General features: G+C 62.0%; 24 protein-coding genes. 10 read left to right on the forward strand and 14 right to left on the reverse strand.

Annotated elements, in window-relative coordinates; translation table 11 throughout:
* The first annotated feature begins 153 nt into the window (after positions 1–153).
* Positions 154–636, forward strand: coding sequence for an asparaginase domain-containing protein (locus MLC59_RS00570; protein WP_248230060.1), 483 nt, complete (start codon positions 154–156; stop codon positions 634–636).
* Between the two features lie 33 nt (positions 637–669).
* Here MLC59_RS00570 and MLC59_RS00575 read toward each other — a convergent pair whose 3' ends face one another.
* Genes MLC59_RS00575 through MLC59_RS00585 form a run of 3 tightly spaced genes read right to left on the reverse strand, consistent with a single transcriptional unit; the run spans position 670 to position 3,693 of the window.
* A complete protein-coding gene (locus tag MLC59_RS00575; protein WP_248230062.1) occupies positions 670–1,362 on the reverse strand; it encodes a pseudouridine synthase in 693 nt (230 codons plus the stop codon).
* Between the two features lies 1 nt (position 1,363).
* Entirely contained in the window at positions 1,364–2,398 is a 1,035-nt protein-coding gene (locus MLC59_RS00580; protein WP_248230063.1) for a metal-dependent hydrolase, read from the reverse strand.
* Between the two features lie 35 nt (positions 2,399–2,433).
* On the reverse strand, positions 2,434–3,693 hold the full coding sequence (locus tag MLC59_RS00585) for a lytic murein transglycosylase (RefSeq protein WP_248230191.1): 1,260 nt from the start codon (positions 3,691–3,693) through the stop codon (positions 2,434–2,436).
* Between the two features lie 143 nt (positions 3,694–3,836).
* Here MLC59_RS00585 and MLC59_RS00590 point away from each other — a divergent pair, with 143 nt between their 5' ends.
* Entirely contained in the window at positions 3,837–4,661 is an 825-nt protein-coding gene (locus tag MLC59_RS00590; protein WP_248230064.1) for a response regulator, read from the forward strand.
* On the opposite strand, the gene phoR is transcribed toward MLC59_RS00590, so the two are convergent.
* From phoR to MLC59_RS00615, 5 genes are all read right to left on the reverse strand, one after another.
* Positions 4,632–5,972, reverse strand: a complete 1,341-nt coding sequence (gene phoR, locus MLC59_RS00595) for a phosphate regulon sensor histidine kinase PhoR (RefSeq protein ID WP_248230065.1) — start codon at positions 5,970–5,972, stop codon at positions 4,632–4,634. The two genes, MLC59_RS00590 and phoR, sit on opposite strands and share 30 nt — an antisense overlap.
* 37 nt (positions 5,973–6,009) lie before the next feature.
* Positions 6,010–6,699, reverse strand: a complete 690-nt coding sequence (gene phoB, locus MLC59_RS00600) for a phosphate regulon transcriptional regulator PhoB (protein ID WP_248230067.1) — start codon at positions 6,697–6,699, stop codon at positions 6,010–6,012.
* Between the two features lie 139 nt (positions 6,700–6,838).
* Positions 6,839–7,726 carry a 4-hydroxybenzoate octaprenyltransferase gene (gene ubiA, locus MLC59_RS00605; protein WP_248230068.1) on the reverse strand — a complete coding sequence of 296 codons (888 nt, stop codon included), beginning with the start codon at positions 7,724–7,726 and terminating at the stop codon, positions 6,839–6,841.
* A gap of 73 nt (positions 7,727–7,799) precedes the next feature.
* On the reverse strand, positions 7,800–8,375 hold the full coding sequence (locus MLC59_RS00610) for a chorismate--pyruvate lyase family protein (protein ID WP_427901681.1): 576 nt from the start codon (positions 8,373–8,375) through the stop codon (positions 7,800–7,802).
* On the reverse strand, positions 8,356–8,913 hold the full coding sequence (locus MLC59_RS00615) for a hypoxanthine-guanine phosphoribosyltransferase (RefSeq protein WP_248230071.1): 558 nt from the start codon (positions 8,911–8,913) through the stop codon (positions 8,356–8,358). Before MLC59_RS00615 ends, MLC59_RS00610 begins: the two co-directional genes overlap by 20 nt.
* Before the next feature lie 231 nt (positions 8,914–9,144).
* On the opposite strand from MLC59_RS00615, the gene MLC59_RS00620 reads away from it, so the two are divergent.
* From MLC59_RS00620 to MLC59_RS00630, 3 genes are all read left to right on the forward strand, one after another.
* The gene (locus MLC59_RS00620) at positions 9,145–9,312 is read left to right on the forward strand and encodes a rubredoxin (RefSeq protein WP_248230072.1); all 168 of its coding nucleotides are present in this window, start codon (positions 9,145–9,147) and stop codon (positions 9,310–9,312) included.
* A 25-nt stretch (positions 9,313–9,337) separates the two neighbouring features.
* On the forward strand, positions 9,338–10,507 hold the full coding sequence (locus tag MLC59_RS00625) for an FAD-dependent oxidoreductase (protein WP_248230192.1): 1,170 nt from the start codon (positions 9,338–9,340) through the stop codon (positions 10,505–10,507).
* A gap of 191 nt (positions 10,508–10,698) precedes the next feature.
* Positions 10,699–11,568: an acyl-CoA thioesterase gene (locus tag MLC59_RS00630; protein ID WP_248230073.1), complete on the forward strand. Its 870-nt coding sequence runs from the start codon at positions 10,699–10,701 to the stop codon at positions 11,566–11,568.
* Between the two features lie 59 nt (positions 11,569–11,627).
* On the opposite strand, the gene MLC59_RS00635 is transcribed toward MLC59_RS00630, so the two are convergent.
* The 3 genes from MLC59_RS00635 to MLC59_RS00645 all read right to left on the reverse strand — a co-directional run bounded on the left by MLC59_RS00635 (position 11,628) and on the right by MLC59_RS00645 (position 14,797).
* Entirely contained in the window at positions 11,628–13,235 is a 1,608-nt protein-coding gene (locus MLC59_RS00635; protein WP_345799736.1) for an EAL domain-containing protein, read from the reverse strand.
* Positions 13,166–14,170, reverse strand: coding sequence for a 7TMR-DISM family protein (locus MLC59_RS00640; protein ID WP_345799737.1), 1,005 nt, complete (start codon positions 14,168–14,170; stop codon positions 13,166–13,168). The genes MLC59_RS00635 and MLC59_RS00640 overlap by 70 nt, the downstream gene beginning before the upstream one ends.
* A 165-nt stretch (positions 14,171–14,335) precedes the next feature.
* On the reverse strand, positions 14,336–14,797 hold the full coding sequence (locus MLC59_RS00645; RefSeq protein WP_248230074.1) for a flavodoxin domain-containing protein: 462 nt from the start codon (positions 14,795–14,797) through the stop codon (positions 14,336–14,338).
* A 200-nt stretch (positions 14,798–14,997) separates the two neighbouring features.
* Between MLC59_RS00645 and MLC59_RS00650 the strand changes: the two genes are divergently transcribed.
* Complete coding sequence (locus MLC59_RS00650; RefSeq protein ID WP_248230075.1) at positions 14,998–16,560, forward strand: inorganic phosphate transporter; 1,563 nt, start codon at positions 14,998–15,000, stop codon at positions 16,558–16,560.
* 115 nt (positions 16,561–16,675) lie between these two features.
* A complete protein-coding gene (locus MLC59_RS00655; RefSeq protein WP_248230076.1) occupies positions 16,676–16,942 on the forward strand; it encodes a hypothetical protein in 267 nt (88 codons plus the stop codon).
* A 234-nt stretch (positions 16,943–17,176) separates the two neighbouring features.
* On the opposite strand, the gene panP is transcribed toward MLC59_RS00655, so the two are convergent.
* The 3 genes from panP to MLC59_RS00670 all read right to left on the reverse strand — a co-directional run bounded on the left by panP (position 17,177) and on the right by MLC59_RS00670 (position 21,096).
* Complete coding sequence (gene panP / locus MLC59_RS00660) at positions 17,177–18,847, reverse strand: pyridoxal-dependent aspartate 1-decarboxylase PanP (protein WP_248230077.1); 1,671 nt, start codon at positions 18,845–18,847, stop codon at positions 17,177–17,179.
* 208 nt (positions 18,848–19,055) lie between these two features.
* The gene (locus tag MLC59_RS00665) at positions 19,056–19,397 is read right to left on the reverse strand and encodes a DUF503 domain-containing protein (RefSeq protein WP_248230078.1); all 342 of its coding nucleotides are present in this window, start codon (positions 19,395–19,397) and stop codon (positions 19,056–19,058) included.
* Positions 19,390–21,096: an isovaleryl-CoA dehydrogenase gene (locus MLC59_RS00670; protein WP_248230079.1), complete on the reverse strand. Its 1,707-nt coding sequence runs from the start codon at positions 21,094–21,096 to the stop codon at positions 19,390–19,392. The genes MLC59_RS00665 and MLC59_RS00670 overlap by 8 nt, the downstream gene beginning before the upstream one ends.
* 281 nt (positions 21,097–21,377) lie before the next feature.
* On the opposite strand from MLC59_RS00670, the gene MLC59_RS00675 reads away from it, so the two are divergent.
* The 3 genes from MLC59_RS00675 to ppk1 all read left to right on the forward strand — a co-directional run bounded on the left by MLC59_RS00675 (position 21,378) and on the right by ppk1 (position 24,977).
* The gene (locus tag MLC59_RS00675) at positions 21,378–21,599 is read left to right on the forward strand and encodes a hypothetical protein (RefSeq protein ID WP_248230080.1); all 222 of its coding nucleotides are present in this window, start codon (positions 21,378–21,380) and stop codon (positions 21,597–21,599) included.
* A gap of 230 nt (positions 21,600–21,829) precedes the next feature.
* On the forward strand, positions 21,830–22,840 hold the full coding sequence (gene hemB / locus MLC59_RS00680) for a porphobilinogen synthase (protein WP_248230082.1): 1,011 nt from the start codon (positions 21,830–21,832) through the stop codon (positions 22,838–22,840).
* Positions 22,841–22,847: 7 nt separating this feature from the next.
* On the forward strand, positions 22,848–24,977 hold the full coding sequence (gene ppk1, locus MLC59_RS00685) for a polyphosphate kinase 1 (RefSeq protein ID WP_248230195.1): 2,130 nt from the start codon (positions 22,848–22,850) through the stop codon (positions 24,975–24,977).
* The last annotated feature ends 75 nt before the right edge of the window (positions 24,978–25,052 follow it).

The following is a 25,052-nucleotide window of genomic DNA, read 5'->3' on the forward strand; positions in this document are numbered from 1 at the left end:
CAGTGAGGGCGCAGTGTAGCCCCCCGGCCGTGGCGGCATGTTGACCTGAGTCAGGGAGGAGGCGCGGCCGGCTTTTTGGTTATTATGTCCTTGTCAGGCATCAAGGGGAGGTTGAATGGGCGACCCTCCCGACTATCAGGAGAGTTCGACACCATGATCCACCTGTTCACTACCGGCGGCACCATCGACAAGATCTACCACGACGCCAACAGCGAGTTTGCCGTAGGCGACAGCCTGCTTCCGGAGCTGCTGGTGGAGGCTAACGTAACCGTTCCCTGGCGAATCACGGAACTGTGCCGCAAGGACAGCCTGGAGTTGACCGATACTGACCGCGCCGATGTTTGCGCTGCGGTTGCCGCTTGTTCCGAACAGCGGGTAATCGTTACCCATGGCACCGACACCATGCCTTTGACAGCCGCTGCCCTCAGCGATATCGGCGACAAGGTCATTGTGCTTTTCGGTGCCATGCAACCGGCACGGATGCGTCGCAGTGATGCGGTGTTTAACCTGGGCTATGCGATGGCGGCCGTGACCTTGCTGGAACCAGGCGTTTATATCGCCATGAACGGGGAAGTGTTTGAGGCGGGCAAGGTGCGCAAGAACCTGCAAGCCGGCAAGTTTGAACGCTGGGAGTGACCAGCAGGTGCAGTGGGTCAGCCTTGTGTCTGCTCAGAGGCTGTCGATCTCGCTGTCGTCCAGGTGCCGGAACTCTCCCGGGGGAAGGTCCGGGTCCAGGCCCAGGTCGCCGATGTGGTGGCGGTGCAGGGTTTCCACATGGTTACCTACGGCTGCGAGCATGCGTTTCACCTGGTGGTAGCGGCCTTCGGTAATGGTCAGGTCAACAACCCGGTCGCTGACGGTTGCGACGCTGGCGGGCCTGAGCACCTGGTCGTCGTTACGCAGCCGCAGGCCCCCACTCTCCAGCCGGTGTCGGGCGTCGTCAGTCAGGGGTTCTTTCAGGGTAACCCGGTAGGTCTTCGGGCAGTGGTGCCGGGGTGAGGTTATCCGGTGGGACCACTGGCCGTCGGATGTCAGCAACAACAGCCCGGTGGTATCCAGGTCGAGCCGGCCGACCGGATGAACCCTGGCCGCCAGGTCATCCGGCAGCAGGTCAGTGACCACGGGCTGGCTGGCATCCGTGGTGGCACTGAGCACCCCGGCGGGCTTGTTGAGCATCAGGTAGAGGTGTCCCGGGATCGCCACGGGTTCGCCGTCAAGGGCGACAGCCGTGTTTTCCGGAACTGGCTCCGAGGCCTTTCTGGCCAGCTGGCCGGCAACGGTGACGCGCCCGGCCGTAACGGCCCGGCGTGCTTCCTTGCGAGACAGGCGGGTGCAGCGGGCGAGGTAGGCGTCCAGTCGCATCTCAGGAACAATGCTCCCCGGCGGGCAGTGCCTGAAAGGTAGCCAGGCACAGCACCCCAGCCTTGCCGCTGAGCCGTGACCAGAAGGCGCTGAGTGCGTCTTCGCGCATGGTGGGGCGGGGCAGCTGTCGACTCGGTGTTGGCGAGAATGCGCCGTCAGCCTCCTGCCGGGCGAGCTCAAAGGTAAACGGGTGTGCACCGGGCACGCCCAGCCGGATATCCGTAGCCATCAGGCTGCCATCCTGGAGTGCCACGTCCAGGAAACCACCGGTAAACCACAGCAGCCGCTGACCTTCCGGGAGAGTGGCCAGCTGGTCCATCAGTGACCGGTTGACGGGGAACCGTTCAACACTCAGCGGCCGGTCAGTCTCCAGTGGTCCGGTGACAATCTCCAGGCGTTCGTCACCGGCCAGCACCGTTACCCGCCATAGCAGGGTGGTGAAGGGCATGGGTTGCACCATCCGCGGGGCATCTTGCAACGCCTCCCCGGTGAGCTCCTGCTCGACATGGCGATCCACCAGGGTCTGGGCGCTGAGGGCCCAGACCAGGTAAAGGGAAGACAGGGCCAGTGCGATTGTCTGGCTCCTGAACGCCGGAGGCCTGATCAGTCCGGCTATGACGGCCACCAGTAACGGCAGCGTGTACAGCGGGTCAATAATGAAAATGCTGGTGGTGGCCAGGGGCGGGCCAATGGGCCAGAACAGCTGGGTACCATAGGTCGTCAGTGTATCCAGCAGCGGGTGGGTTACCAGTATCAGTAACGTGAAGGCGAGCCATCGCTCCATCGACAGCCGTGGCTTCCAGCGGTGCAAGGCCAGCGCGATTACGACTGCCACGGGTGCCAGCACGAACAGGGAGTGGCTGAAGCCCCGGTGTTGGGTGAAATTGGCGATAGCGGTGCCGTAATCGATCACCACGTCAAGGTCTGGCAGGGTGCCCAGTACCGCTCCGGTAACCAGGGCGGTACGACCAAGGGTGCGACCGGCCACGGCCCCGCCAATGCAGGCGCCAAGGGCGGCCTGGGTTATTGAATCCATAGTGACCTTCTCCGGGTCTTACCTGCCAGGGGGCATCACGATGCTGAAGGTATGACGCCGAGGCTGTCCAGCAGTTCCGGGCCGGGGAAGCCGTCGGCTACCAGTCCTGCGCTAACCTGGTAGCGGCGGATTGCCGAGCGGGTCTTGGGTCCGATGATACCGTCCGGAGTGCCGGCCTCGAAGCCGCGCTCGTTGAGGGCTGCCTGCAGTTGCAACACATCGTCCCGGGACAGTGTTGGCGCGTCTTCGGGGGGAGGATTGCTCAGGTCGCCGGCACCGGCGATGCGATCTGCCAGGTGGCCCACCGCGATGGCGTAGTATTCCGAGCGGTTCCAGCCCATGATGACCCGGAAATTGTCATAGGCCAGGAATGCCGGCCCACGGTGCCCGGCCGGGACCACGAGTTTGGCTTTAATGGGTTCATCGGCAAGGGGCTGGCCGTGTACGTCGGTAATGCCCAGGTTGCTCCACTGGCCCAGGGAGCGTCGGCCCTGGCCCGCCAGTGCGTAATCGAAGTTGTCTGGCAGTATGACTTCCCGGCCCCAGCGGTATCCGGGATCCCAGCCCATGCTTTCGAGGAACCGGCCGGCGGACATCATGGCGTCCGGTACGCTGTCCCACAGGTCCCGGCGGCCATCCCCGTCGGCATCCGTAGCATGCCGCAGGAAAACCGAGGGCATGAACTGTACATGGCCCATGGCACCAGCCCAGGAGCCTTCCATACGCTCCGGTTCAATGGCGCCTTCGTCCAGTATTTTCAGTGCCGATACCAGTTCGCCGGAGAAATACCTGCCGCGTCGCTGGTCGCAGGCCAGGGTTGCCAGCGCACTGGGGACGGGCATTTTTCCGAAATAGCTGCCATAGTTGGTTTCAAGGCCCCAGAAGGCCACCAGGTAGGCAGGTGGTACGCCGGTCTGGCCGCTGACCCGGTCAAGCAGGTCGCGGTGCTGTTCCAGCATCTCGCGGCCCTTCTCGATACGGGTTTCGCTCACGCGACGACCAAGGTAGTCGGCAAAGGTGGTGGTGAACTCGGGCTGGCGGCGGTCCAGTTCAATCACGCGAGGCAGGAATTCCACGTCAGCGAGAACCTTGCTGGCGGTGGCCGGGGACACACCTTCGGCCACGGCGCGCTGTTCGATATCCTGCAGGCACTGCCCGAAATTGTCGGGTTCCTGAGGCACTGCCGGAGTCTCGGCGGCAGCCGCCGAGGCTATGAGTACGCCTGCCGTAACCAGCCCCAGGCGGGCACTGATACGACCTGAACGCAGGCGTTGCGGGTTAGGGGAAATCGACATCCACTGTCGGTTCTTGAAAATGTTGACCACGTAATCCTCTCCGTTGGGTGAATCAGGCTTTATAGTAGCCTGATTGGGGTAATGATAAACAGCCCATGCCGGCTTCAGTGGCACCGGGCAGCAGTACAGTAAAGGGCGGTTTTATGGCGGTACTCAACGCGCTGGTGGTCGATGATGCCAGCTTTGTAAGGGACCTGGTCAAGCGCACCCTTCGGCAGCGCTTTCCGGTCATGGAAATGACCGAGGCACAGAACGGACGCAGGGCCCAGTCCCTCATGTCCCGCAACCGGTTCGACCTGGTCCTCTGTGACTGGGAGATGCCGGAGATGTCGGGCCTTGAACTGTTGCAATGGATGCGGGCTGATGACCATTACCGCAAGGTCCCGTTCATCATGATCACCAGTCGCGGCGACAAGAGTCACGTGGTGGAAGCGGTGCAGGAAGGCGTCTCGGAATATCTCGGCAAGCCCTTCAGCCCGGAGGGCCTCAGCAAGAAAGTCATGAAGGTCATGGGGCGTACGCTCCAGGATGCCATGGCGGGAAGTGGCGCTACTCCCCCGGGAGCGAATGTCTTCCGGGAGTCCGCTGACCTGCTTACCCGCAAGCCGGCCCAGAACGCCGCGGCTCCGGGTTCGGCAAGTCGCCAGGAGCGGGGAGGCAAGCTGGTGGTGGCGGCGATACGCTTTGCGGACAGCACCCTTAAGTGCGTCATCAAGGACATCACCCTGTCCGAGGTCCGGGTGATCGCAAAGCGGGACCAGGCATTCCCGGGTATCCTCGACCAGGCGGTGGTTGATATGGAAGTGGCCGATGGCCGGGTAGCCCGGCTCAATGGCTATGTGCACCAGTTGCAGGCGGTGGACAAACGCCAGGATACCGACTTTGTCAGTGTGACGGTGCGCTTCGTCGACGATGATCCAAAGAAACTTGAGGACCTGTCACACTTTATCGCCAGCTTCCGTCGCTGATTCCCGGGTGGTTTCCGGCTCTGCCAGCCGCTCCCGGGGGAAGTGGCAGATGAACTCACTGCCTTCGCCGATGCGGCTGAGAATCTCGAGGTTGCCATCGTGGTTGAGCAGCACGTGTTTGACGATGGCCAGGCCCAGGCCTGTACCCCCGGTCTCCTTGTGCCGGCTGGGGTCAGCCCGGTAAAAACGCTCTGTCAGGCGGGGTATGTGCACCGGGTCTATGCCCATACCGGTATCCTTGACGGCCAGGTGGGCCCCTTCCCGGTCGGTTTGCCAGTGAACAAAGATGCGGCCCCCTTCCGGCGTGTACTTGACGGCATTGAATACCAGGTTGGAAAACGCGCTGCGTAGCTGGTCCTCATCACCCCTCAGAAAATGTCGCTCGCCAATATCGAGTTGGAACTGGTGGCCGGCCTCGCCGCTGAGGGCGCGGGCGTCCTGGCAGATCTGCCGGCACAGGGCGTGAATGTCCACCACAACCTCAGCACCATGGTGTTCGCCGGTCTCCAGCTTGGACAGCAGTAACAGGTCGGTGATCAGTGCCTCCATGCGGCTGGACTGCTGGGCCATGGTTCGCAGTGCCCGGTGCCATCGTGCCGGCAGGTCATCGCTGTTATCCACCATGGTTTCCAGGTAGCCGCTGATGACGGTCAGCGGGGTGCGCATCTCGTGGGATACGTTGCTGACGAAGTCCCGGCGCATCTGCTCCAGCTGGAACAGGCGGGTTACGTCTTTCACGACGATCAGCCGGTCGTCTTCGCCGAACAGGCTGATCTGGATCTGCAGGTGCAGGTGGGGTCGGGCGGGCGAATTGAGTTCCAGCGGTTCCCGGTAGTCCCGCCGCTCAAAGTAGGCCTCGAAGGCCGGCGCCCGCAGCAGGTTGTGGATGGGCTCACCCCGGTCGGTCTGGCGCTTGAGGCCGAGCAGGTATTCCGCGGAGCCGTTCCACCACTCCAGTACGCCGCGGGCGTCGGTCATCACCACGCCGTCGCGCATGGCATTGGTGGACTCCTGGATGCGGTTGAACTGGGCCAGCAGCCGATCCTGGGTGGCCAGGTGCCCCCGGTGCAGCTTGTGCAGGCCGTCGAAGATGTCGCCCCAGAGCCCGATGCTTTCTGGCGCTTCTTCACCCGCACCGGGATTGGCGAGCCACTGGTAGAGCTTGCGGGACTGCGCAAGCGTCCAGGTCAAATAGAGCAGCAGGCCCAGAAGCAGGCCTTCGAGGGGGTAACCAAAGGCCAGGCCGGCGCCGGTGGTAAGGGCCAGAAAAGCAAGAATTAACCGCAGGTAGCGGGACCACTTGTAATTCATCAGTGTCTGACCTGTTCCGGGGGCGTGATACCGGGACTTACGCGGCCTTTGTGGAGAACCGGTAACCGGTGCCGCGTACGGTCTGGATCAGGTGATCATATTGGTCACCGAGCGCCTTGCGCAAGCGGCGGATATGAACGTCTACGGTGCGCTCTTCGACATAGACGTTACCGCCCCAGACCTGGTCCAGCAGTTGTGAGCGGGTATAGACGCGCTCCTGGTGTGTCATGAAGAACTGTAACAACCGGTATTCAGTGGGGCCCATGCTGATGGCGCCTTCGGGGCCTGTCACCCGGTGGCCCACCGGGTCCAGGGTGAGGCCATCCACTTCGATGGGAGACTCGACGCCGGCGGGGGTGGTGCGCCGCAGTACGGCCTTCAGGCGGGCTACCAACTCCCTGGGTGAGAAGGGCTTGGTGATGTAGTCGTCTGCCCCGACTTCCAGGCCCTGGATCTTGTTGTCTTCTTCAACCTTGGCGGTGAGCATGATGATGGGGATTTCCGCCGTGGTTTCATCCTTTTTCAGGCGGCGGGCCAGTTCCACGCCACTGGTGCCGGGTAGCATCCAGTCCAGCAGGATCAGGTCTGGCTGGCGGTCCACGATCAGGGTGTGGGCTTCCCGGGCATCCGCTGCCTCCAGGTAATTGTAATCTGCCATTTCCAGGGCCACGGCAATCATCTCGCGGATGGGCGCTTCATCGTCAACGATCAGAACGGTCTTGGACATCGGGCTTGTACCTGTGTTCCATTTGTTTGTTGCTGCATCATTACAACGGGGAACTGTTACAAGTTTATGACATTGCAGTGCGGATATACGAAAAAATACCAACCCGACCTCAACGGCTGACCAGGCGGGCTGGCCGTCCTCAGAAAACCTTGTCCAGCGCCAGGCCGGCGAACACCACGAAGCCCGCCCAGTTATTGTTCAGGAATGCCTCGAAACAGTCCTCCCGAAGCCTGTGGCGCGCCAGGTACTGCTGCCAGCCGAACAGGCCTGCCATGGAAGCAACCCCCAGGTACCAGAAGAACCCCAGCTCTGCCTGGGCCCCCACCATCAGCAGTGTAATCACCACCAGGGCCTGCAGGCAGCCAATGATCAGACGGTCGGCATCGCCGAACAGGATGGCGGTGGACTTGACCCCGATTTTCAGGTCGTCGTCCCGGTCCACCATGGCGTAGAGGGTATCGTAGGCGACAGTCCACAGGACGTTTGCGGTAAACAGCAGCCACGTCAGGCGGCTCAGTTCCCCGGCCTCTGCCGCCCAGGCCATGGGGATCGCCCAGGAGAAGGCGGCTCCGAGAAACAGTTGGGGCAGGTGGGTGTAGCGCTTCATGAACGGATAGATGAACGCCAGTACCAGGCCGCCAAAGGACAGATAAAAGGTGAGCGTGTTGGTAAACAGTACCACCAGCAGGAAGGACGCCAGCACCAGGCCCAGGAACAGACCGACGGCTTCTTTGGGCTGGATGCGTCCGGACGTCAGCGGTCGGTCCCTGGTGCGCTTGACGTGCCTGTCCACCTTGCGATCGGCAAAGTCGTTGATGGCGCAGCCCGCCGCCCGCATGAAGAAAACGCCCAGGGTGAACACTATGAGGTTACCGACAGACGGCATGGCACCATCAGCCGCCAGCCAAAGGGCCCACCAGGTGGGCCAGAGTAACAGCAGCGAGCCAATGGGCCGGTCGATACGCAGCAAGCGGGCATAGTCCGCCAGGCGGTTGCGCAGGCTCGGGGAAAGGGCGGCCATTGTCATCGGGCAAGCTACTCCATGGGCTGGTGATCTGACCCGGGGAGTTTAGCATTATCTGAGGGGAGGATTTACCGGATCACAGTGGGCGGCCCAGCAGCGGCGGCAAAAAGTATTCGCCTACCAGCAGGCGATGGTCCTTGCTGGCAAACACCGATCGCCGTGCACACCAGGGCTGTTCGGGGGAGGGAGGGCGGCAAAGTCCTGTCTGAAGAGGGCCCCTCGACCATCCCCGGTGGCTGAACAACCAGGCGCCCAGGGGTGTCCGCCCCAGGTGGCGCAGGCGTCGTCCTCGTCCTGCCAGCGTGGCGAGGGGGATAATGGTGCGGGCCAGGACCCAGGGGGTGCCATCGCCACACAGGCGGACTTCGCGAACCCAGGCCTGGCGGCGCTGGGGAATGCCCAGGGTCAGGGCTTCTTCCAGGCTCGGGGTGGCAAAGCCTTCGTTGGCGACCTCCACATGGAAGCTATGCCGACAGCGCAGTTGCAGATGGCGGGTAAGCGACCCCTCAGCCTGCAGCCAGAACGATGCAGTACCTCGCAAGTCCGGCTGTTGCAGGCAAGCCTGAGGGAAACCGTCGTACCAGCGGGTAGGCGGCACGATGGATGCTCCGGGATGGGGTGCCCGCGCCGGATCAGAGTCCCTTGACGGCATAGATACCCGGCGCGTTGCGCCAGTAGCCCTTGTAGTCCATGCCAAAGCCGAACAGGAAACGGTCTTCCACTTCCAGCCCGGTAAAGTCGGCCTTCAGGCCGGGGCGGGCCTTGCGGTCATGCTGCTTGTCCACCAGCACGGCGGTCAGCACCTGGCTGGCACCATGGGCTGAACAGTAATCGGCGATGGCGTTGAGGGTGGTGCCCTCGTCGAGGATGTCATCGACGATCAGGACCGTGCGGCCGTTCATGTCTGCCTCCGGGCGCAGCTTCCACTCGAGGATGCCGCCGGTGGTTTCCTGGCGATACCGGGTGGCGTGCAGGTATTCCGCCTGTACCGGGAATTTCAGGCGGGGCAGCAGCTGGCCAGTAAGGATCAGTCCGCCATTCATCACGCAGAACAGTAGCGGGTTGCTGTCCTTCAGGGCGTCGGTGATCTGCCCGGCCATGGTGTCGATGGCCTGGTAGACCTGCTGTTCCGGAACCAGGCAGTCGGCCTCTGCCATTACCTGGTTCAGCTCGTCGACGGTGTCGGTCATAGTCGTCGGTCCTGTCGTAAAACGCGCAATTATAGCGAAGTTGATGGTCATGCGGGAGGGGCGCAGCTTATCTGCCCCGTACGCATAAACCGGGAGTGCCGGGCATTACGGAATCTTTCAGAGGCAACAGTATTTCTTTGGTGGCACCCGTGCAGTGCGTATTATGGACGCGAACTTTGGTTCCCGGTGTCGGTCCGGGGAAATATACCGGGATTTTTCAGGAGGAGACGCGTGAAAAAGTGGCAGTGTGTAGTGTGCGGCTTTATCTATGATGAGGCAGAAGGCTGGCCGGAGGACGGGATTGCCCCCGGAACGGCCTGGGAAGATGTGCCGGAAGACTGGGAGTGCCCGGACTGCGGCGTTGGTAAGGAAGACTTCGAAATGATCGAGATCAGCTGAGGGAGCAAAAGCCATGGCGGAAGCGGTGACTGACCAGGCTCCGGTAGTGATCATTGGTAGCGGGCTGGCGGGGTACACCCTGGCCCGGGAAATCCGCAAGCGGGATGCCAGCCAGCCCCTGATGATGATTACAGCGGATGATGGCGCCAGCTACTCCAAGCCGATGCTGTCTACCGGCTTTACCAAGGGCAAGACGGCGGACGAACTGGTCCAGGCCGATGCCGGTGCAATGGCTGAGCAGCTGAATATGGAAATACGCACCCATACCCGGGTGACCGGAATTGACCCGGGAGCCCATAACGTGCTGATCGGTGACGAGCGCCTGCACTATCGTCAGCTGGTGCTGGCCTGGGGGGCGGATGTAATTCGCCTGCCGGATGCAGTAAGCGGCAGCCTCGCGGTCAGCTCGATTAATGATCTTGAAGATTATCGGCGCTTCCGTCAGCGCCTGGGTGGACACCGTCGGGTCATCCTGCTGGGTGCCGGCCTGATCGGTTGTGAATACGCCAATGACCTGCGCAATGGTGGCTATGACGTCACCGTGGTCGCCCCCTCCGAACAGGTAATGCCCGGCTTGTTGCCCGAGGTTGCAGCCTCAGCGGTTCAGGCGGCACTGGAAGCAGAAGGTGTGACCTTCCACCTGGGTGTTGCTGCGGAAGCGGTCCGGGAGGAAGGTGAGGCCGTGCAGGTGCACCTGAATGATGGTGCTATGCTGCAGGGAGACGTGGTCGTATCTGCCGTAGGACTGCGCCCGCGAACCCGCCTGGCAGCGGACGCAAGCCTGGCAGTCAACCAGGGTATCCTCACCGATCGGCTGATGGCCACCAGTGTGCCCGATGTCTACGCGCTGGGCGACTGTGCCGAAGTGGAAGGCCATGTGCTGATGTATGTCATGCCCCTGATGGCTTCGGCCCGCGCCCTGGCGGCCACCCTGACCGGTGAGCCCACGCCGGTCCAGTGGGGCGCCATGCCGGTAGTGGTCAAGACGCCCTGCTGCCCGGTGGCGGTGGTGCCTCCCGAACTGACGGAAGACGGGGTTTGGGAGGCAGAGCGCGAGGGCAACAATGTCCGCGCGGTGTATCGCAGCGGCACCGGCGCACTGCTCGGCTTCGCCCTGACCGGTGACCGGGTAATCGAAAAACAGGCGCTGGCAAGGGAGGTGCCGCCGGTACTGACGCCGTCAGTTGCCCGGTGAGGGTGCTTGCACAGGGCCCGGGTATCCGGTAGAAATTACCGCTTCGTAAGCTAAGGGTCCCGTGACCGGATCCGGGCGGTCGCCACAGTTGGCCGGCTTGCGACCCGGTGTTCCGGCCCGGATACCCGGGTGCAGCAGACAGAACGAAGGCCTGGCGAACACGCCGGCCAGACGAATTTTCAGGAGCAGGCATGCTGGACGTTACCAGAGAGCTGGTTGAATTGATGGATCTGGCGCCGATTGGCGATGATCATTTCCAGGGACAGGCTGAAGACCTGGGTTTTCCCAACCTCTTCGGTGGGCACGTGCTGGGCCAGGCACTGATGGCGACCACGCGCACCATCGAAGATCGCATGCCCCACTCCATGCACGCGTATTTCCTGCGCCCGGGTAATGCCCGCGCGCCCATTGACTACGAAGTGCAGCGGGTCCGCGACGGCGGCAGCTTCTCCGTGCGCCGGGTGATTGCCCGCCAGGATGGCAAGGAAATCCTGACCGGGTCAGTATCCTTCCAGGTGGAGGAAGACGGGTTTGACCACCAGATCGACATGCCCGATGTGCCGGATCCCCAGTCACTGAAAACCGAGCAGGAGCTGAACGGGGAGTTGCTGGACCGGATTCCGGAGAAATTTCACAGCCAGCTCACCCGCAACCGGCCCATCGAAATCCGGCCCATTGATCCCATCAATCCGCTGGACCCGGACAAGCGTCCGCCGCACAAGCAAAGCTGGTTCCGCGCCCAGGGCGACCTGCCGGATGATCCGATCCTGCATTGCTGCCTGCTGGCCTATGCCTCGGACTTTGCATTCCTGGGGACGTCGCTGAACCCCCACGGGGTGACTTTCATGACGCCGAGCATGCAGGTGGCGAGCCTTGACCACGCCATCTGGTTCCACCGGGACCTGCGCATGGATGACTGGCTGTTGTACGACAAGGACAGCCCCAGCGGGGCGGGAGGCCGTGGTTTTAATCGTGGCAGTGTCTTCAACCAGGATGGTGTTCTGGTGGCCTCCACGGCGCAGGAAGCCCTGATTCGCCAGCGCAAACCTTCGAAGAAGTGATGCTCGCAGCCAGCTGCCGCTGGTGGCAGCTGGCAACGCCTCCGCAGGCAGGCGAGTGACTATGACCTGAAGGCTTGGGCCTCGGGTCGTAACTGGCGGATCAGGTCCGCCAGCGGCTGGGGCCTCGCCAGCACGTAGCCCTGAATCATGTCGCAGCCCATTTCCCTCAGCAATTCCGTGGTTTCCTCATCCTCGACCCCTTCAGCCACCACCTGGTAGCCCAGGCTATGACACATATCGATGGTGGTTTTCACGATAATGCGGTCATCCGTGTGGGACAGCAGGTCGGTGATCAGTGACCGGTCGATCTTTACCTCACAGGCAGGCAGCTGCTTGATGTAGGACAGGGACGAGTAGCCGGAGCCAAAGTCGTCGATCGCCAGCGGAATCCCGGCATGGTCCAGGGAGCGAAGGGTGCGCATGGAGTTGGTCGGGTCCTGCATCATCGAGGTTTCCGTCACCTCCAGGATCAGCCGGCCCCGGTGCTGGTGATGACTGGTCATCAGGCGCTGTACGAAGAGCGGGAAGTCCCGCTCCCTCAGGTTATTGGGGGAGATATTGATGGATACCGCCAAGTCCAGCCCGGCTTCCAGCAGCACCTTGCGGGCGCCCAGGGCCTGCTCCATGACCCAGCGGGTCAGGGGACGGATAAGGCCGCTTTGTTCCGCCACCGCAATGATCTGGTCCGCAAACACCGCTGGCTGGCGGTCGGGCCAGCGAATCAGGGCTTCCACCCCGACAATCTCGTTACGCTTCAGGCACCGCTTGGGCTGGAACCACAGGGCCAGCTGATTTTCGTCGATGGCGCGGCGCAGTTCCGTGACCAGTGTCAGGCGTTCGGGGCTGTAGGGGTCCCGGGCGGGGTCGTAGTAGGCCTGGCCTTTTTCCCGCGCGATGGGGGTTTCCTGGGCTACGTAGGCCTGTCTCACCAGGGTGTTGAGGTCCTTGCCATGGTCCGGGAACAGCGCGACGCCGATGCAGCAGTCCAGGGGCACCTGCATACCCAGGTAATCGATTGGTTCCCTCAACTGCTCCATACTGCGGGCCATCTGGCGCGGGTTGGCTGACGCAGTGCCTGCATCCATCAGGTAAGCGAAGGTGGAGGGTTCCAGCACGGCCAGGCAGTCCTCATCATTGGCGCCAATGGGCTCGATGCCGGGCAGGTCCCGGGCAATCTGGTGCAGGCGCAGGCTGACCACTTCCAGCAGGCGATCCGAATTGTGGTGGCCCAGGGTCTTGGTCACCGCTGCCAGGTTATCGAGTCTGGCCACACAGACCGCCCAGCGCCGGCCGGGGCGCAGGTGCAGCTTTTGGCTGGCGTTGAGTTCGAAGCAGGCCCGGTTTGGCAGCTGGGTCAGGGGGTCCCGCATGGCCTGGTCCATCACCCGCTGTTCTGCACGACGCTGTGCCGAGAGGGCGGCCAGCTCGGCTTCCCGGGAGCGGGTGCGGGACTCGCGCTCCTGGTAGATGCGGTTGGCCAGGGCCATGGTGAGTACCACCGCCTGCAGAGTCGAGCCGAGCTGTAGGCCATAGGTGGTTATAAAGCTGGTAGGCAGCAGGCCGTACATATTGGCGCCGGTTACCAGGCACCCCAGGGTCAGCGCGCCCCAGGCCAGGGTGTAGATGCCGGATGCGAGTGGCCGCGTAGCCAGAGTATGGGACCACACAGGGCCAGCAGGAGGCAGGTTGCCAGTCCCACCGATACCGAGAACCAGATAGACAGGTTGTAGTCCAGTACCACTACCCCCGTCAGGGCCAGCAGGTTTGCGTACAGGGCGATCTGCACGGCCCGGTATATCCAGCCCCCCACCTGTTTCAGACGCAGGAAGGTACGGGAGAACAGGACAATGGAGATCAGTGCCAGGGGGATGGCAATAAGGATGCTGTAGTTCTGGAGGAGGGGGCTGGCGGGCCAGAGCACCGGGTAGGTGATGCCCCTCAGGGCGGCAAGCAGCAACAGGAAGCTTGCTGTGGTCGCCAGGTAATACAGGTAGATCTTTTCACGCAGTGAGATGAACACCAGCAGGCTGAACAGGGTAATGGTGACCAGGGTGCCGTAATACAGGGAATGCAGCTGGTCTTCCCGGGACAGCTTGAGGAACAGTTCCCGGGGAGCGAGCAGTTGCAGGGGTACGTGGTGTGCACCCCCGGTCTGGACCCTGAGCAGGATCTGCTGCTCGGTGCCGGGTTGCCGAATGACCGGGAACAGGAAATTGGGGTGTGTCAGGGGCCGCTCGGAGAACGGAAGGCGGTCTCCGGTATGTTCAGCCTCTCCGGGTTCGCCGTCCGTCACCAGCCAGAAGCGGATATCGTCCAGGTGCGGGTAGGCAATCTCCAGGATTTGCCGACTGTCTCCCGGCGGCAGGTCGATGCGGTACCAGAAGGTATCTGTTTCGTAGCCAAAGTTAGGTGTGGTCCCTGGCAGGGGTTGCCAGTCACTGCTGGAAAGCGCTTCTTCCGGGGCCAGGGTAGCCTGTCCAGGGGGAAGTCTCAGGTATTCGACAGGCAGTGGGGGAGCTGCTTCGGTGCTGGTGCCCCAGCTAGCCGGAGAGCACAGGCAGAGAATAACCAGCAAAGAAGTGACGATTGCGGTTCGCTGCACAGTAACCCTGTTCTTGTTTATTGGTCGTAAATATCGTTGTTTGAAAGAGTATCAACATTACAAAGCGCATACACAAGCGTCATGTTGGCACCAAGTGTCGCAGGATGGTGCCAGTATGTAACGGGATGTTGTGTGACAGGGTTCTCGCTGTGAGCGTGGTGCGGTTCAGCTGGCTTCGGTAACAACCTGTTCCAGCCAGTCCTTTGCCCATGGCAGTGCTTCGGCTTCCGGTTCCATGGTTTCCATGGCGTCGATGCGAAGGGTGTCACTTACCTTGCGGGCCGCGACTTCCAGAAGCGCTTCCTCCATCTGGTCGCCTGCTCCACAGAATGTATCGCCGTAGGAGCTGTCACCCAGAACGATAATGCCGAAGGGGCGACCGTCCTGCATGGGCAGGGTGTCCCTCAGTTCCACATAGAATGGCAGGAGGTTGTCGGGTACTTCGCCCTGTCCAGTCGTTGAGGTGCATACCAGGATCGGCCCTGTCGTCCCGGTCAGGCTGGCGAGTGTGGGTTTCTCGTGCACGGTAATCCGGGTCTGGTCGCTGGACAGCTCGTCGCGGATCTTGCGGGCGGTCATCAGGGCGCCGCCGTAAACACTGCCTACCAGGATCTGGACATCGGTCATGGGGTTTCCTCGGTACTCGGCTGGGGAGGCGACATCTTAGCGACGCTCGCCTTGCCTCTCAACCGCGGCTGCCTGCCCGGCAAGGCGCTGGCAGGTCAGGGCGTCTATACTCCCGTGCAAATCCGGGGCGGTTTTATTTCATTTTGGTGTCAGAAATTTTATAGTGCCGCCCACCAATCATGCTGCATGAGACACCCGTTATGGCGAAACCATCCGGATTCATGGACCAGGTGCTGACAAGCCACGCGACGGAGCGCTATCGCATTGGCATCAGCCTTATTTTCCTCGCAATCGTCGGGCTGGTGGTAACCCAGATCGGCGGTGATATGACCGGCAAGCCGCTGTTGGTTGCCGCGGCGGTGATTGCGGGTTACATGGCTATCAATATCGGCGCCAACGACGTAGCCAACAATGTCGGGCCGGCGGTGGGCTCCGGCGCCATCTCGCTGTTCGCAGCGGTCATACTGGCGGCGGTATTCGAGGCGGCCGGCGCCATCGTCGCCGGTGGTGACGTGGTTTCCACGATTAAGGGGGGCATTATCGCCCCCGAGAACCTGGACGACGTCAATACCTTTGTCTGGCTGATGACCGCCGCCCTGCTGGCTGGTGCGCTGTGGCTCAATATCGCCACCTGGATGGGGGCGCCGGTCTCTACCACCCACTCCATTGTTGGTGGTGTCCTGGGTGCCGGTATCGCCGCTGGCGGCTGGGGTATTGCTGACTGGTCAGTCATGGCCAAGATTGCCGCCAGCTGGGTGATTTCCCCTGCCCTCGGTGGTTTGATCGCTGCGTTCTTCCTCTATGCCATCAAGAAAACCATTCTCTACCAGGAGGACCTGGTGGCCAGTGCCCGCCGGTTCGTACCCTGGCTGGTAGCAATCATGGCGTGGGCGTTCGGCACCTACCTGATGATCAAGGGCGTCAAGAAAGTCATTGCCGTCGACTTCCTCGGCGCCACCCTGGTAGGCCTTGCGGTAGCCGCGGTTGTTTTCCTGCTGGTAAGGATACGGGTAGGCCGGCGGGCGGCGACCATGGAAAACAACACTGATGGCGTAAATGCCCTGTTCGTGTGGCCTCTGATTTTCGCTGCTGGCCTGCTCAGTTTCGCCCATGGTGCCAACGACGTGGCTAACGCCATCGGCCCACTGGCAGCCATCAATGACGCCCTGGCGGCTTCCAGTATCGTCTCTGACGCGTCCATACCGCTCTGGGTGATGATGGTGGGCGCCCTGGGCCTGTCTGTGGGGCTGCTGCTGTTCGGTCCCCGGGTGATCAAGGTAGTGGGTTCGGAGATCACTGAGCTGGACAAGACCCGCGCCTTCTGTGTCGCCTTGTCCGCTGCGTTAACGGTGATCCTGGCGTCCCAGCTGGGGCTGCCGGTCAGTTCCACTCACATTGCCATCGGCGGTGTGTTTGGCGTGGGCTTCCTGCGGGAATACCTCAAGCGAAGCTATGCCAGCCAGATCCACACCATGCTTGAGCGCCATGACGAAGAAGACCGGGCCCGGTTACAGCCGTTCCTGGACGATTTCCGCAACGCCACCGTGGAGGAAATGGAAGCCCTGCTGAAAGAGGCGCGCAAGCACAAGCAGGACATTCCCTTGTCCAAGAAGGAGCGCAAGCGGCTCAAGAAGATCTACCGGGAGGAGCTGGTCAAGCGCTCCCACCTGATCCGTATCGCGGCCGCCTGGGTGATCACAGTGCCGGTATCCGCAATCCTCGCGGCTATCCTGTACTTCACCATCCGTGGCCTGATGGTCTGACCGTGCAACCGGCAGGGCCGTTATGGCCCCTGCCGGTGAGCTGCCACTGGTCGTTGCCGTGGCGTTTGCGTCATACTCTTGTCTGTCCTTTCCCTGAATTTTTCCGGAGATGTCTATGAGCACAGCAAATGAAAGCCGTCAGGCGAAGGTGATTGACGAGCTGCGGGCGTTTATCAGGAAAGTGTTGAGTGATCCCACCGTGGCCGTAAAATGTGTCGAGGTAGCCCGCAAACACCGGGGCAAGCCGGATGCCCAGCAACTGATTGCTGACGAGATCAGCGCCTCAACCACGGTGCGCATCCCCGAGAACTGGAGTGAGGCGGACAGGATGTTCCTGGAGATTCTGGACGACGTGCTGGATGACGAGGAAGCGTTGTACTGATTTGGGCCTGTGATCGCTATCGAAAAGACAGAGTTCAGGCAGTCCACTCTCATCTACGGGTGATCGGGTGGGTGGGAGAGGCTTTTGGAGCAGCGCCATGGATGGTGCGGAGCAAGGCGGGTGCCAGGGATGGCCCCTGAATTGCGGCGGAAAAAGCCTCTCCCACCTGCCCGGTCGCCTTCACCTTATTGTGCAGGCGGGGTCTGGTAAGTTCTGTCCTGATTTACTTCTTGTCTACGCCCTTTTCGCCACGGGCCCACCCAGCACAGCCTCAGTGTGCTGATAAAGAATGTCCATCTCATCCTTCAGTCCCGGTACATCAGCCAGCTCCTTCTGCTCGTCCAGGATATCGCGAAGGATCTCCTTCGTGGTCAGCGGATTAGCCAGGACCACCCGGAATACAATGCAGGGGAAGTGGCCATAACGGGCCGGTTCCAGGCGGGTCCGGGAAACAAACGCCTTGCCCCGCTCCCGCTGGGTTTTCTGGATAAACTTGGTTACCCGGTTCAGGCTCATATTGATGCGCTCGGCCTGCTCCGCATTGGCTGCTGCCAGTGCCTGTTGCACCCGCGCAGGGGCAAAGCGGTAGGTGAGGATGTTCAGTTCCGGTTCGGTTACCAGCTCGAAGTCCGGCTCCTCCCGGATCATCTCTGCAAACGTGCGTGCCTTCTCGATACCCTGGTTGATCAGAATCTCATAGCCTTCCCGGGCCAGGATTTTCAGCCCGGAGTGGATCAGCATCGCCATGCCGGGACGGGAGCCTTCCAGCGTGGTGCTGCCCAGGTCCCTGGAGCCCTTTCGGATGATGTACTGGGCGTGGTGTTCCACGGCGCTGACCATGGTGGGGTCGCGGAACACCACCAGCCCTACGCCCATGGGCACATAAAGCTGCTTATGGGCATCGAAGGTGACCGAGTCAGCCTTCTCTATGCCCCGCATCAGGTGCGAGTGCTGACGGGAGAACAGGGTCGGGCCGCCCCAGGCCGCGTCCACGTGGAAGTGGGCGCCGAATTCCCGGGCTACGTCTGACATGGCATCCAGCGGGTCCACGTTGCCGGTCTCGGTGGTGCCGGCGATGCCGCAGATGGCCATGATCTTGACCTTCTGACGCTGCAGTTCCAGGCACTTGTCTCGCAGGGCGTCGATCTGGATGCGGTTCTCGTCATCGGTGTCGATGGGAATAAGAGCGTCGCGGCCCAACCCAAGTACGTCCGCGGCCTTGCGCAGGGAGTAATGGCCCCGCCGGGACACCAGGATAGCGATGCCCTCGTGGCCATAGTATTTGAGTGCACGGAACAGGCCTTCCTGGTGCAGGCCCCGGAAGCTGCCTTCCGCCGGGAAGGCCCGGTTGCGGGCCACCCAGAGGGCGGTCAGGTTGGCCACGGTGCCGCCGGAACACATGGCCCCCAGGGCATGGCGGGGGTCGTGCATCCACTTGCGATAGTAGGCGCCGTCCTGTTGATACACCAGGCGGTGAATCATGCCCAGCACCTGGCGCTCCATGGGCGTAAAGGCCTTGGAGGTTTCTGTCTTCACCAGGTTCTGGTTGAGGGCAATCATGATCTTTGACAGCGGCAGCATGAAGTAGGGCAGCGCCGAGGTCATATGCCCGATAAAGCTGGGGGAGGCCGTATGAACCGAGTTGGCCACCAGCTTGTCCAGCAGGAACTGGGCCTGCTCGGATACGAAGATTGGTTTTTCAGGGATGGCGGAGTCGGAGAAGTTCTTCTCGACTTCGCTGAGGTCGCGTTCAACCGCAACAATATGTTCCTGCAGGAAACCGGTGAGGTTGCCCGAGATGTCCTGGTCAATCCGGCTCAGGGTTGATTCGGGGGCCTCGGGTACAGTAAATACCCGGTACATGGCCTCAACCGACGCCTGGGCTGACTTTTTCTTACCGGTCATACGCGCCACACAGTCAGTGGTATCCCCGGGGCGGTTCCTGGTGCCCGGCGAATTCAGCGGAACAATCAACAGAGGTTGCGGTCCTTAACCTCTGTGGGGGACAGGCTCCTCGCCTGACGGCGTGGGGCTGTCAGTCCGTGGTCAGGGCCGCGTAGTATACGGCGTCACACGCTGTATTGCCAAGCGAGCGCCTGCTCGATTAGTTGGTTCAGAGCAGCTCCCGGTGCACCTCCAGAACCGGGGCGTCGATACGCTGCTCAATGGCTTTCTCCACCTGGTCCAGGCGGGCCGTCAACTGCTGAGAGGTACCTCCGATGGCGACTACGCTCCAGACAGCGCTGTCCAGGGCCTCGAAGTCGCCGGTTTCAGCCACCGCCAGGTCCGGCTCCTTGCCCCAGATGGCTCGCATGGGCGTAAAGGCCTTGCGCTTGGCTTTCAGGTCCTCGATCCCGTACAACTGGAACTGCAGGGTCACAATGCCGATATGGGGTGTGATGGTGGCAGGCGCGGTTTCCCGCGCTGCCAGCAGTTGCCGGAATTTCTCAGACATGCGGTGTGGCTCGTTCAATAATGGCGCGGGCGTCCACTCCCCTGGGCAGGGTGCCGATATTATGCATCCCCTGGCCAGCAATCCGCGAGCCACAGTAAGCGTCGGCCACCGCCGCCGGGGCATTGCGGATCAGCAAGGAGGCCTGCAGGGATACCGCGAGCCGGTCTACCAGGTCCCTTGCCTGGAAGGCTATTTCCTGGGGGGCTTGCACCGCGGCACCGAAATCCCGCTGTAACTGGTCGACGAAGCCATCAAAGCGCTGGTCACTGCCCCGGGCCAGGTTCACTTCTGCCATGAAGGCATCCAGGCTCGCCGGAGATTTCTGCAGGGCCCTCAGGGTGTCCAGGCACTGAACATTGCCAGAGCCCTCCCAGATGGCGTTAACCGGTGATTCCCGGAACAGCCGTGGCATGATGCAGTCTTCCATCACGCCGCTGCCGCCGATGCACTCCATGGCCTCATAGGCCAGGTTGGGGGAGCGTTTGCAGATCCAGTACTTGCCCACCGGGGTGGCCAGCCGGAGGAACAGTTTTTCCTGTTCGTCGTCTGGGGCGTCCAGGGCCCGGCCGACGCGCATGGTCAGGGCCATGGCCGCCTCGCTTTCCACCGCCAGGTCTGCCAGTACGTTCTGCATCAGTGGTTGCTCGCTCAGGCGGGCGCCAAACGCACTGCGGTGATGGCAGTGGTGCAGGGCCTGGGCCGTGGCCTGGCGCATGCCGGAGGAGCTGCCCACCATACAGTCGAAACGGGTCATGGCGACCATCTCGATAATCGTTGGTACCCCGCGGCCTTCTTCACCGACCATCCAGCCCAGGGCGCCGCGCAGTTCCGCCTCGCTGGAAGCGTTGGCCACGTTGCCCATCTTGTTTTTCAGGCGCTGGATCTGCCACGGGTTCTTGCTGCCATCCGGGCGCCAGCGGGGCATCAGGAAACAGGAAAGGCCGCCGGCGGTCTGGGCCAGTACCAGGAAGGCGTCACACATGGGGGCCGATACAAACCACTTGTGTCCGACCAGTTCGTAGGCCTGGCCAGGGCCCTCCCTGCCAGTTGGGTAGGCGCGGGTCGTGTTGGCGCGCACATCACTGCCCCCCTGCTTCTCTGTCATCGCCATGCCAATGGTGACGGACTGTTTCTCGCTATCGGGGATATTGCGGGGGTCGTAGTCCCGGCGCAGGATTTTCGGCGCCCAGAGCTCCGCCAGTTCCGGCTGCTTCATAATGGACGGCATGGCAGCGAAGGTCATGGTGATGGGGCAGCCATGGGCCGCCTCCACCTGGGTGTGCAGGTAATACTTGGCAGCCCGGGCCACATGGGCCCCGGCACCAGGCTGTTGCCACGGACTGCTATGCAGCCCGTGCTCCATCGCCAGTCGCATCAGTTCATGGTAGGCCGGATGGAACCGGACCTCATCAATGCGATGGCCAAAGCGATCGTGGGTATGAAAGGACGGCTTGTTGTCGTTGGCCAGGAACCCCAGTTCGATGGTCTCCCGGCGCCCGGCCAGTTCTCCGAAGGCTTCCAGTTCCTGCCGGGCCCAGCCGGCACCTTCCCGCTCAACGGCCTCCTGCAATGCGGTGTCCTGGAGGAACAGGTTGTAGTTTTCCAGTGCCGGGGGCTGGTTCAGCACTTCATGGGTCTGGGCCAGCCAGGGATCTGCCTCAAACGAGGATTCGGGGGTGTTTGGCTGCTTGGCATTCATGTCGGGCCTCATCGCTGAATCTGTTTTATTTATTTTTAAAAATAATGGCTTGCGTGTATTGCAACGGTTGCTTACAAAAAGTTACAAAAAAGTCGTTGCAGCAAGATAGCGCTGTCTCACAAACACGATTATAAAGACGCCAAGGCGCCCATGCACGCAATGCCTCAGGTGCCGAACAGGAAACGGTATTCGGTTATGCCGGTGCGCGTTTCATTGAGCAGGGGGCCTGAGTCACCGGTCGTTGCTACCGGCCCCCGGGTCTTCGCTGATGGAGAGCAACCATGAGTGAATTCGATGAAACCAGCCTGGAATCCGCCAGCAGCTGGAATGACGCAGAAGACAACCATTCGATCGCCGGGCGGGCACGAATCCGCGCCCAGCTGGCGGCTGATATCCAGGCCTTCCTGACCCAGGGCGGCCAGATCCAGGAAGTGGACACCAGTTTCCGGGCAGATGCGCCCCGTAAGGTGGACGTTGGTTTCAAAAATCGCAGCCTTTCATAGAGGCCTCACCCCCTCCCTGGTCCGGTGGTGAATGCTTCCTGACCTCGGCGCGCTGATCCATTCCGGGAAGTCTCCCCTTTCGGGCGGGCTTCCCGTTTGTCCGGGCAAACGGCCCGGCCTGATGGCTTCCTTCATCACCGTAACCTGCCCTCTTATGTTCCGGTTCATCCCCCGGTAACATCCTGACGTGTATGATAGAAGGTTAAACCACCCAGTTATGGAGGCATTCCGTGTTTTCACTCCCGAACCGCCAGTACCCCCGGACCCGCCTTCGCAGGAACCGTGCGGACAACTTTTCCCGCCGCCTGATGCGAGAGAGCCAGCTCAGTGCCGATAACCTGATCTATCCGGTCTTTGTGCTGGAAGGTGAAGGCCAGCGGGAGGCGGTGCCCTCCATGCCCGGCGTTGAACGCCTGAGTATCGATCTGCTGCTGGAGCAGGCGGAGGAGGTGGTATCCCTGGGTATCCCTGCGCTGGCCCTGTTCCCGGTGGTGCCGGTGGAGAACAAGGACCTGGAAGGGTCGGGTGCCTGGGATCCCCAGGGCCTGGCACAGCGTGCCACGCGGGCGCTGAAGGCGCGTTTCCCGGAGCTGGGAGTGATCACCGATGTCGCCCTGGACCCTTTCACCACCCATGGCCAGGACGGCATCATCGACGACAACGGCTACGTGCTGAACGACCGCACCGTCGAGGCCCTGGTGAAACAGGCCGTGTCACACGCCGAGGCAGGCGCGGACATGGTGGCGCCATCGGATATGATGGATGGCCGTATTGCAGCGCTGCGTGATGCACTCGAGGCTGCCGGTTACGTGAACACCCGCATCATGGCCTACTCCGCGAAGTACGCCTCTTCCTACTATGGCCCGTTCCGGGATGCCGTCGGTTCCGCCGGTAACCTGGGCAAGGGCAGCAAGGAAACCTACCAGATGGACCCCGCCAATAGTGATGAGGCCCTGCACGAGGTGGCCATGGACCTGGCCGAAGGGGCGGACATGGTGATGATCAAGCCGGGCATGCCGTACCTGGACATCGTTCACCGGGTGAAAGCCGAGCTGCAGGTGCCCACGTTCGTGTACCAGGTCAGTGGTGAATACGCCATGCACATGGCCGCCGCTGAAAACGGCTGGCTGGATGGCGACAAGGTCATGATGGAAAGCCTGGTGGCCATGCGCCGCGCCGGGGCGGACGGCATCCTGACCTATTTCGCGGTGCGCGCGGCACGACTGCTGAAGGGGGGCTGACATGGCCATGAATCCGGTTCCGGAAGTGAGCAAGGTAGGCGAGGTGGCTGCCGTACCCGAGCCGGTGGAGGTGCCGGACCAGGTGCTGGACCTCACCGCCCGGGAAAACTACTTCAATCGTGAGCTCAGTCACCTGCAGTTCAACTACCGGGTGCTGCAGCAGGCGCTGGATGAACACCACCCGCTGATCAACCGGCTGATCTTCCTGTGTATCTTCAGCTCCAACATGGACGAGTTCTTTGAGATACGGGTGGCCGGCCTGCGCCAGCAGATGAAATACGGGCGGGAAATGGTGGGGCCGGACGGCATGCTGCCCGAGCAGGTGCTGGCGGAAATCAGCCAGGTGGCCCACGATTACATCAGCGAACAGTACGACATCCTCAACAAGGTGCTGATTCCGGAGATGGAGCAGCAGAACATCCACTTTGTCCGGCGCCGGGACTGGACCCCGGCCCAGGCAGAGTGGGTGCGCCAGTACTTCGAGGACGAGATCCTGCCGGTGGTCAATCCCATCGGACTGGACCCGTCCCACCCGTTCCCCCGCCTGGTGAACAAGAGCCTGAACTTTATCGTCGAGCTGGACGGCAAGGATGCCTTCGGTCGCGAGACCGGTATGGCCATTGTGCCGGCGCCCCGCTCGCTGCCACGACTGGTCAGGCTGCCGGACGACGTATGCGACGGTGGCGATAACCTGGTGTTCCTGTCCTCCATGATCCACGCCCACGCTGACGAGCTGTTTCCGGGCATGGAGGTCAAGGGCTGCTACCAGTTCCGGCTGACCCGGAATGCGGACCTCGAGCTGGAAGATGACCTGGAAGACCTGGCCTCGGCCTTGCGGGGCGAGCTGCTCAGCCGGCGCTTTGGCGACGGCGTGCGTCTGGAAGTGGCAGACAACTGCCCGGAGGAACTGGTGCAGTTCCTGTTGCACCAGTTTGGCCTCACCGAGCGGGACCTCTACAAGGTGCACGGCCCGGTGAACCTGACCCGGCTGATGGCGGTGAGTGGCCTGGTGAACCGGCCAGACCTGACCTACCCGGGCTTCTCGCCGGCGTTGCCGAAGCAGATTCGCAACAAGGAAGTGATCTTCGACGCCATTCGCAAGCAGCCGATCCTGATGCTGCACCCCTATGAAAGCTTCACGCCGGTGATCGACTTCCTGCGCCAGGCCGCCAAGGACCCCCAGGTGCTGGCGATCCGCCAGACCCTGTACCGCACCGGCGCGGATTCCGAGATTGTCGAGGCTCTGATGGACGCCGCCCGCCGGGGCAAGGAAGTCACCGCGGTCATCGAGCTGAGGGCCCGCTTTGACGAGGCCGAGAACCTGGAGCTGGCCAGCCGCCTGCAGGAAGCGGGGGTTGTGGTGGTTTACGGCGTGGTGGGGTACAAGACCCACGCCAAGATGATCCTGATCGTGCGCCGGGAAGAAGGTCGCCTGAAGCGCTATGTGCATCTGGGTACCGGTAACTACCACGCCGGTAATGCCCGCCTGTACACCGATTACAGCTTCCTGTCGGCTGACGACGCCCTTGGCGATGACGTCAACAAGCTGTTCCAGCAGCTCACCGGCATGGGTAAGGCCCTGAAGATCAAGAAACTCTTCCATGCCCCCTTTACCCTGCACCGTCGCATCATTGAACTGATCGACCGGGAGGCCGAGTACGGTGACAAGGGACATATTATCTTCAAGTTCAATGCCCTGACCGACCCCGGCGTCATGCTGGCCCTGTACCGGGCCTCCCAGGCCGGTGTGAAGATCGACCTGGTCATTCGCGGTATCTGCTGCCTGCGCCCCGGTGTGCCAGGCCTGTCAGAGAACATCCAGGTTCGCTCCATTATCGGACGCTTCCTGGAGCACACCCGGGTTTACTGGTTCGGCAACAACGGCAAGCCGGAAGTCTACTGCTCCAGTGCCGATGGCATGGTGCGCAACCTCGTGAACCGGGTTGAAGTCGCCTTCCCGGTGGAGGACAGGGACCTTGTCGCGCGACTGAAGGACGACCTGGATGCCTGTTTACGTGACAACTGTCAGAGCTGGGTCTTGCAGCCTGATGGCCGTTACCTGCAAAATCAGCCGGCACCGGATGAAGAGCGCTTCGCATCCCAACTGGTCCTGCTGGAACGGTTGACGGCCAAGTAATCCTCGCCGGCGCTCAAGCGTCTGCTTTCGCCGGGTGCTCGAATCATTGCCGGGAAAGACGGACAGGATCAGTTG

Origin of the sequence: Marinobacter bryozoorum (assembly GCF_023156245.1) — a bacterium.
Classification (GTDB): domain Bacteria; phylum Pseudomonadota; class Gammaproteobacteria; order Pseudomonadales; family Oleiphilaceae; genus Marinobacter; species Marinobacter bryozoorum.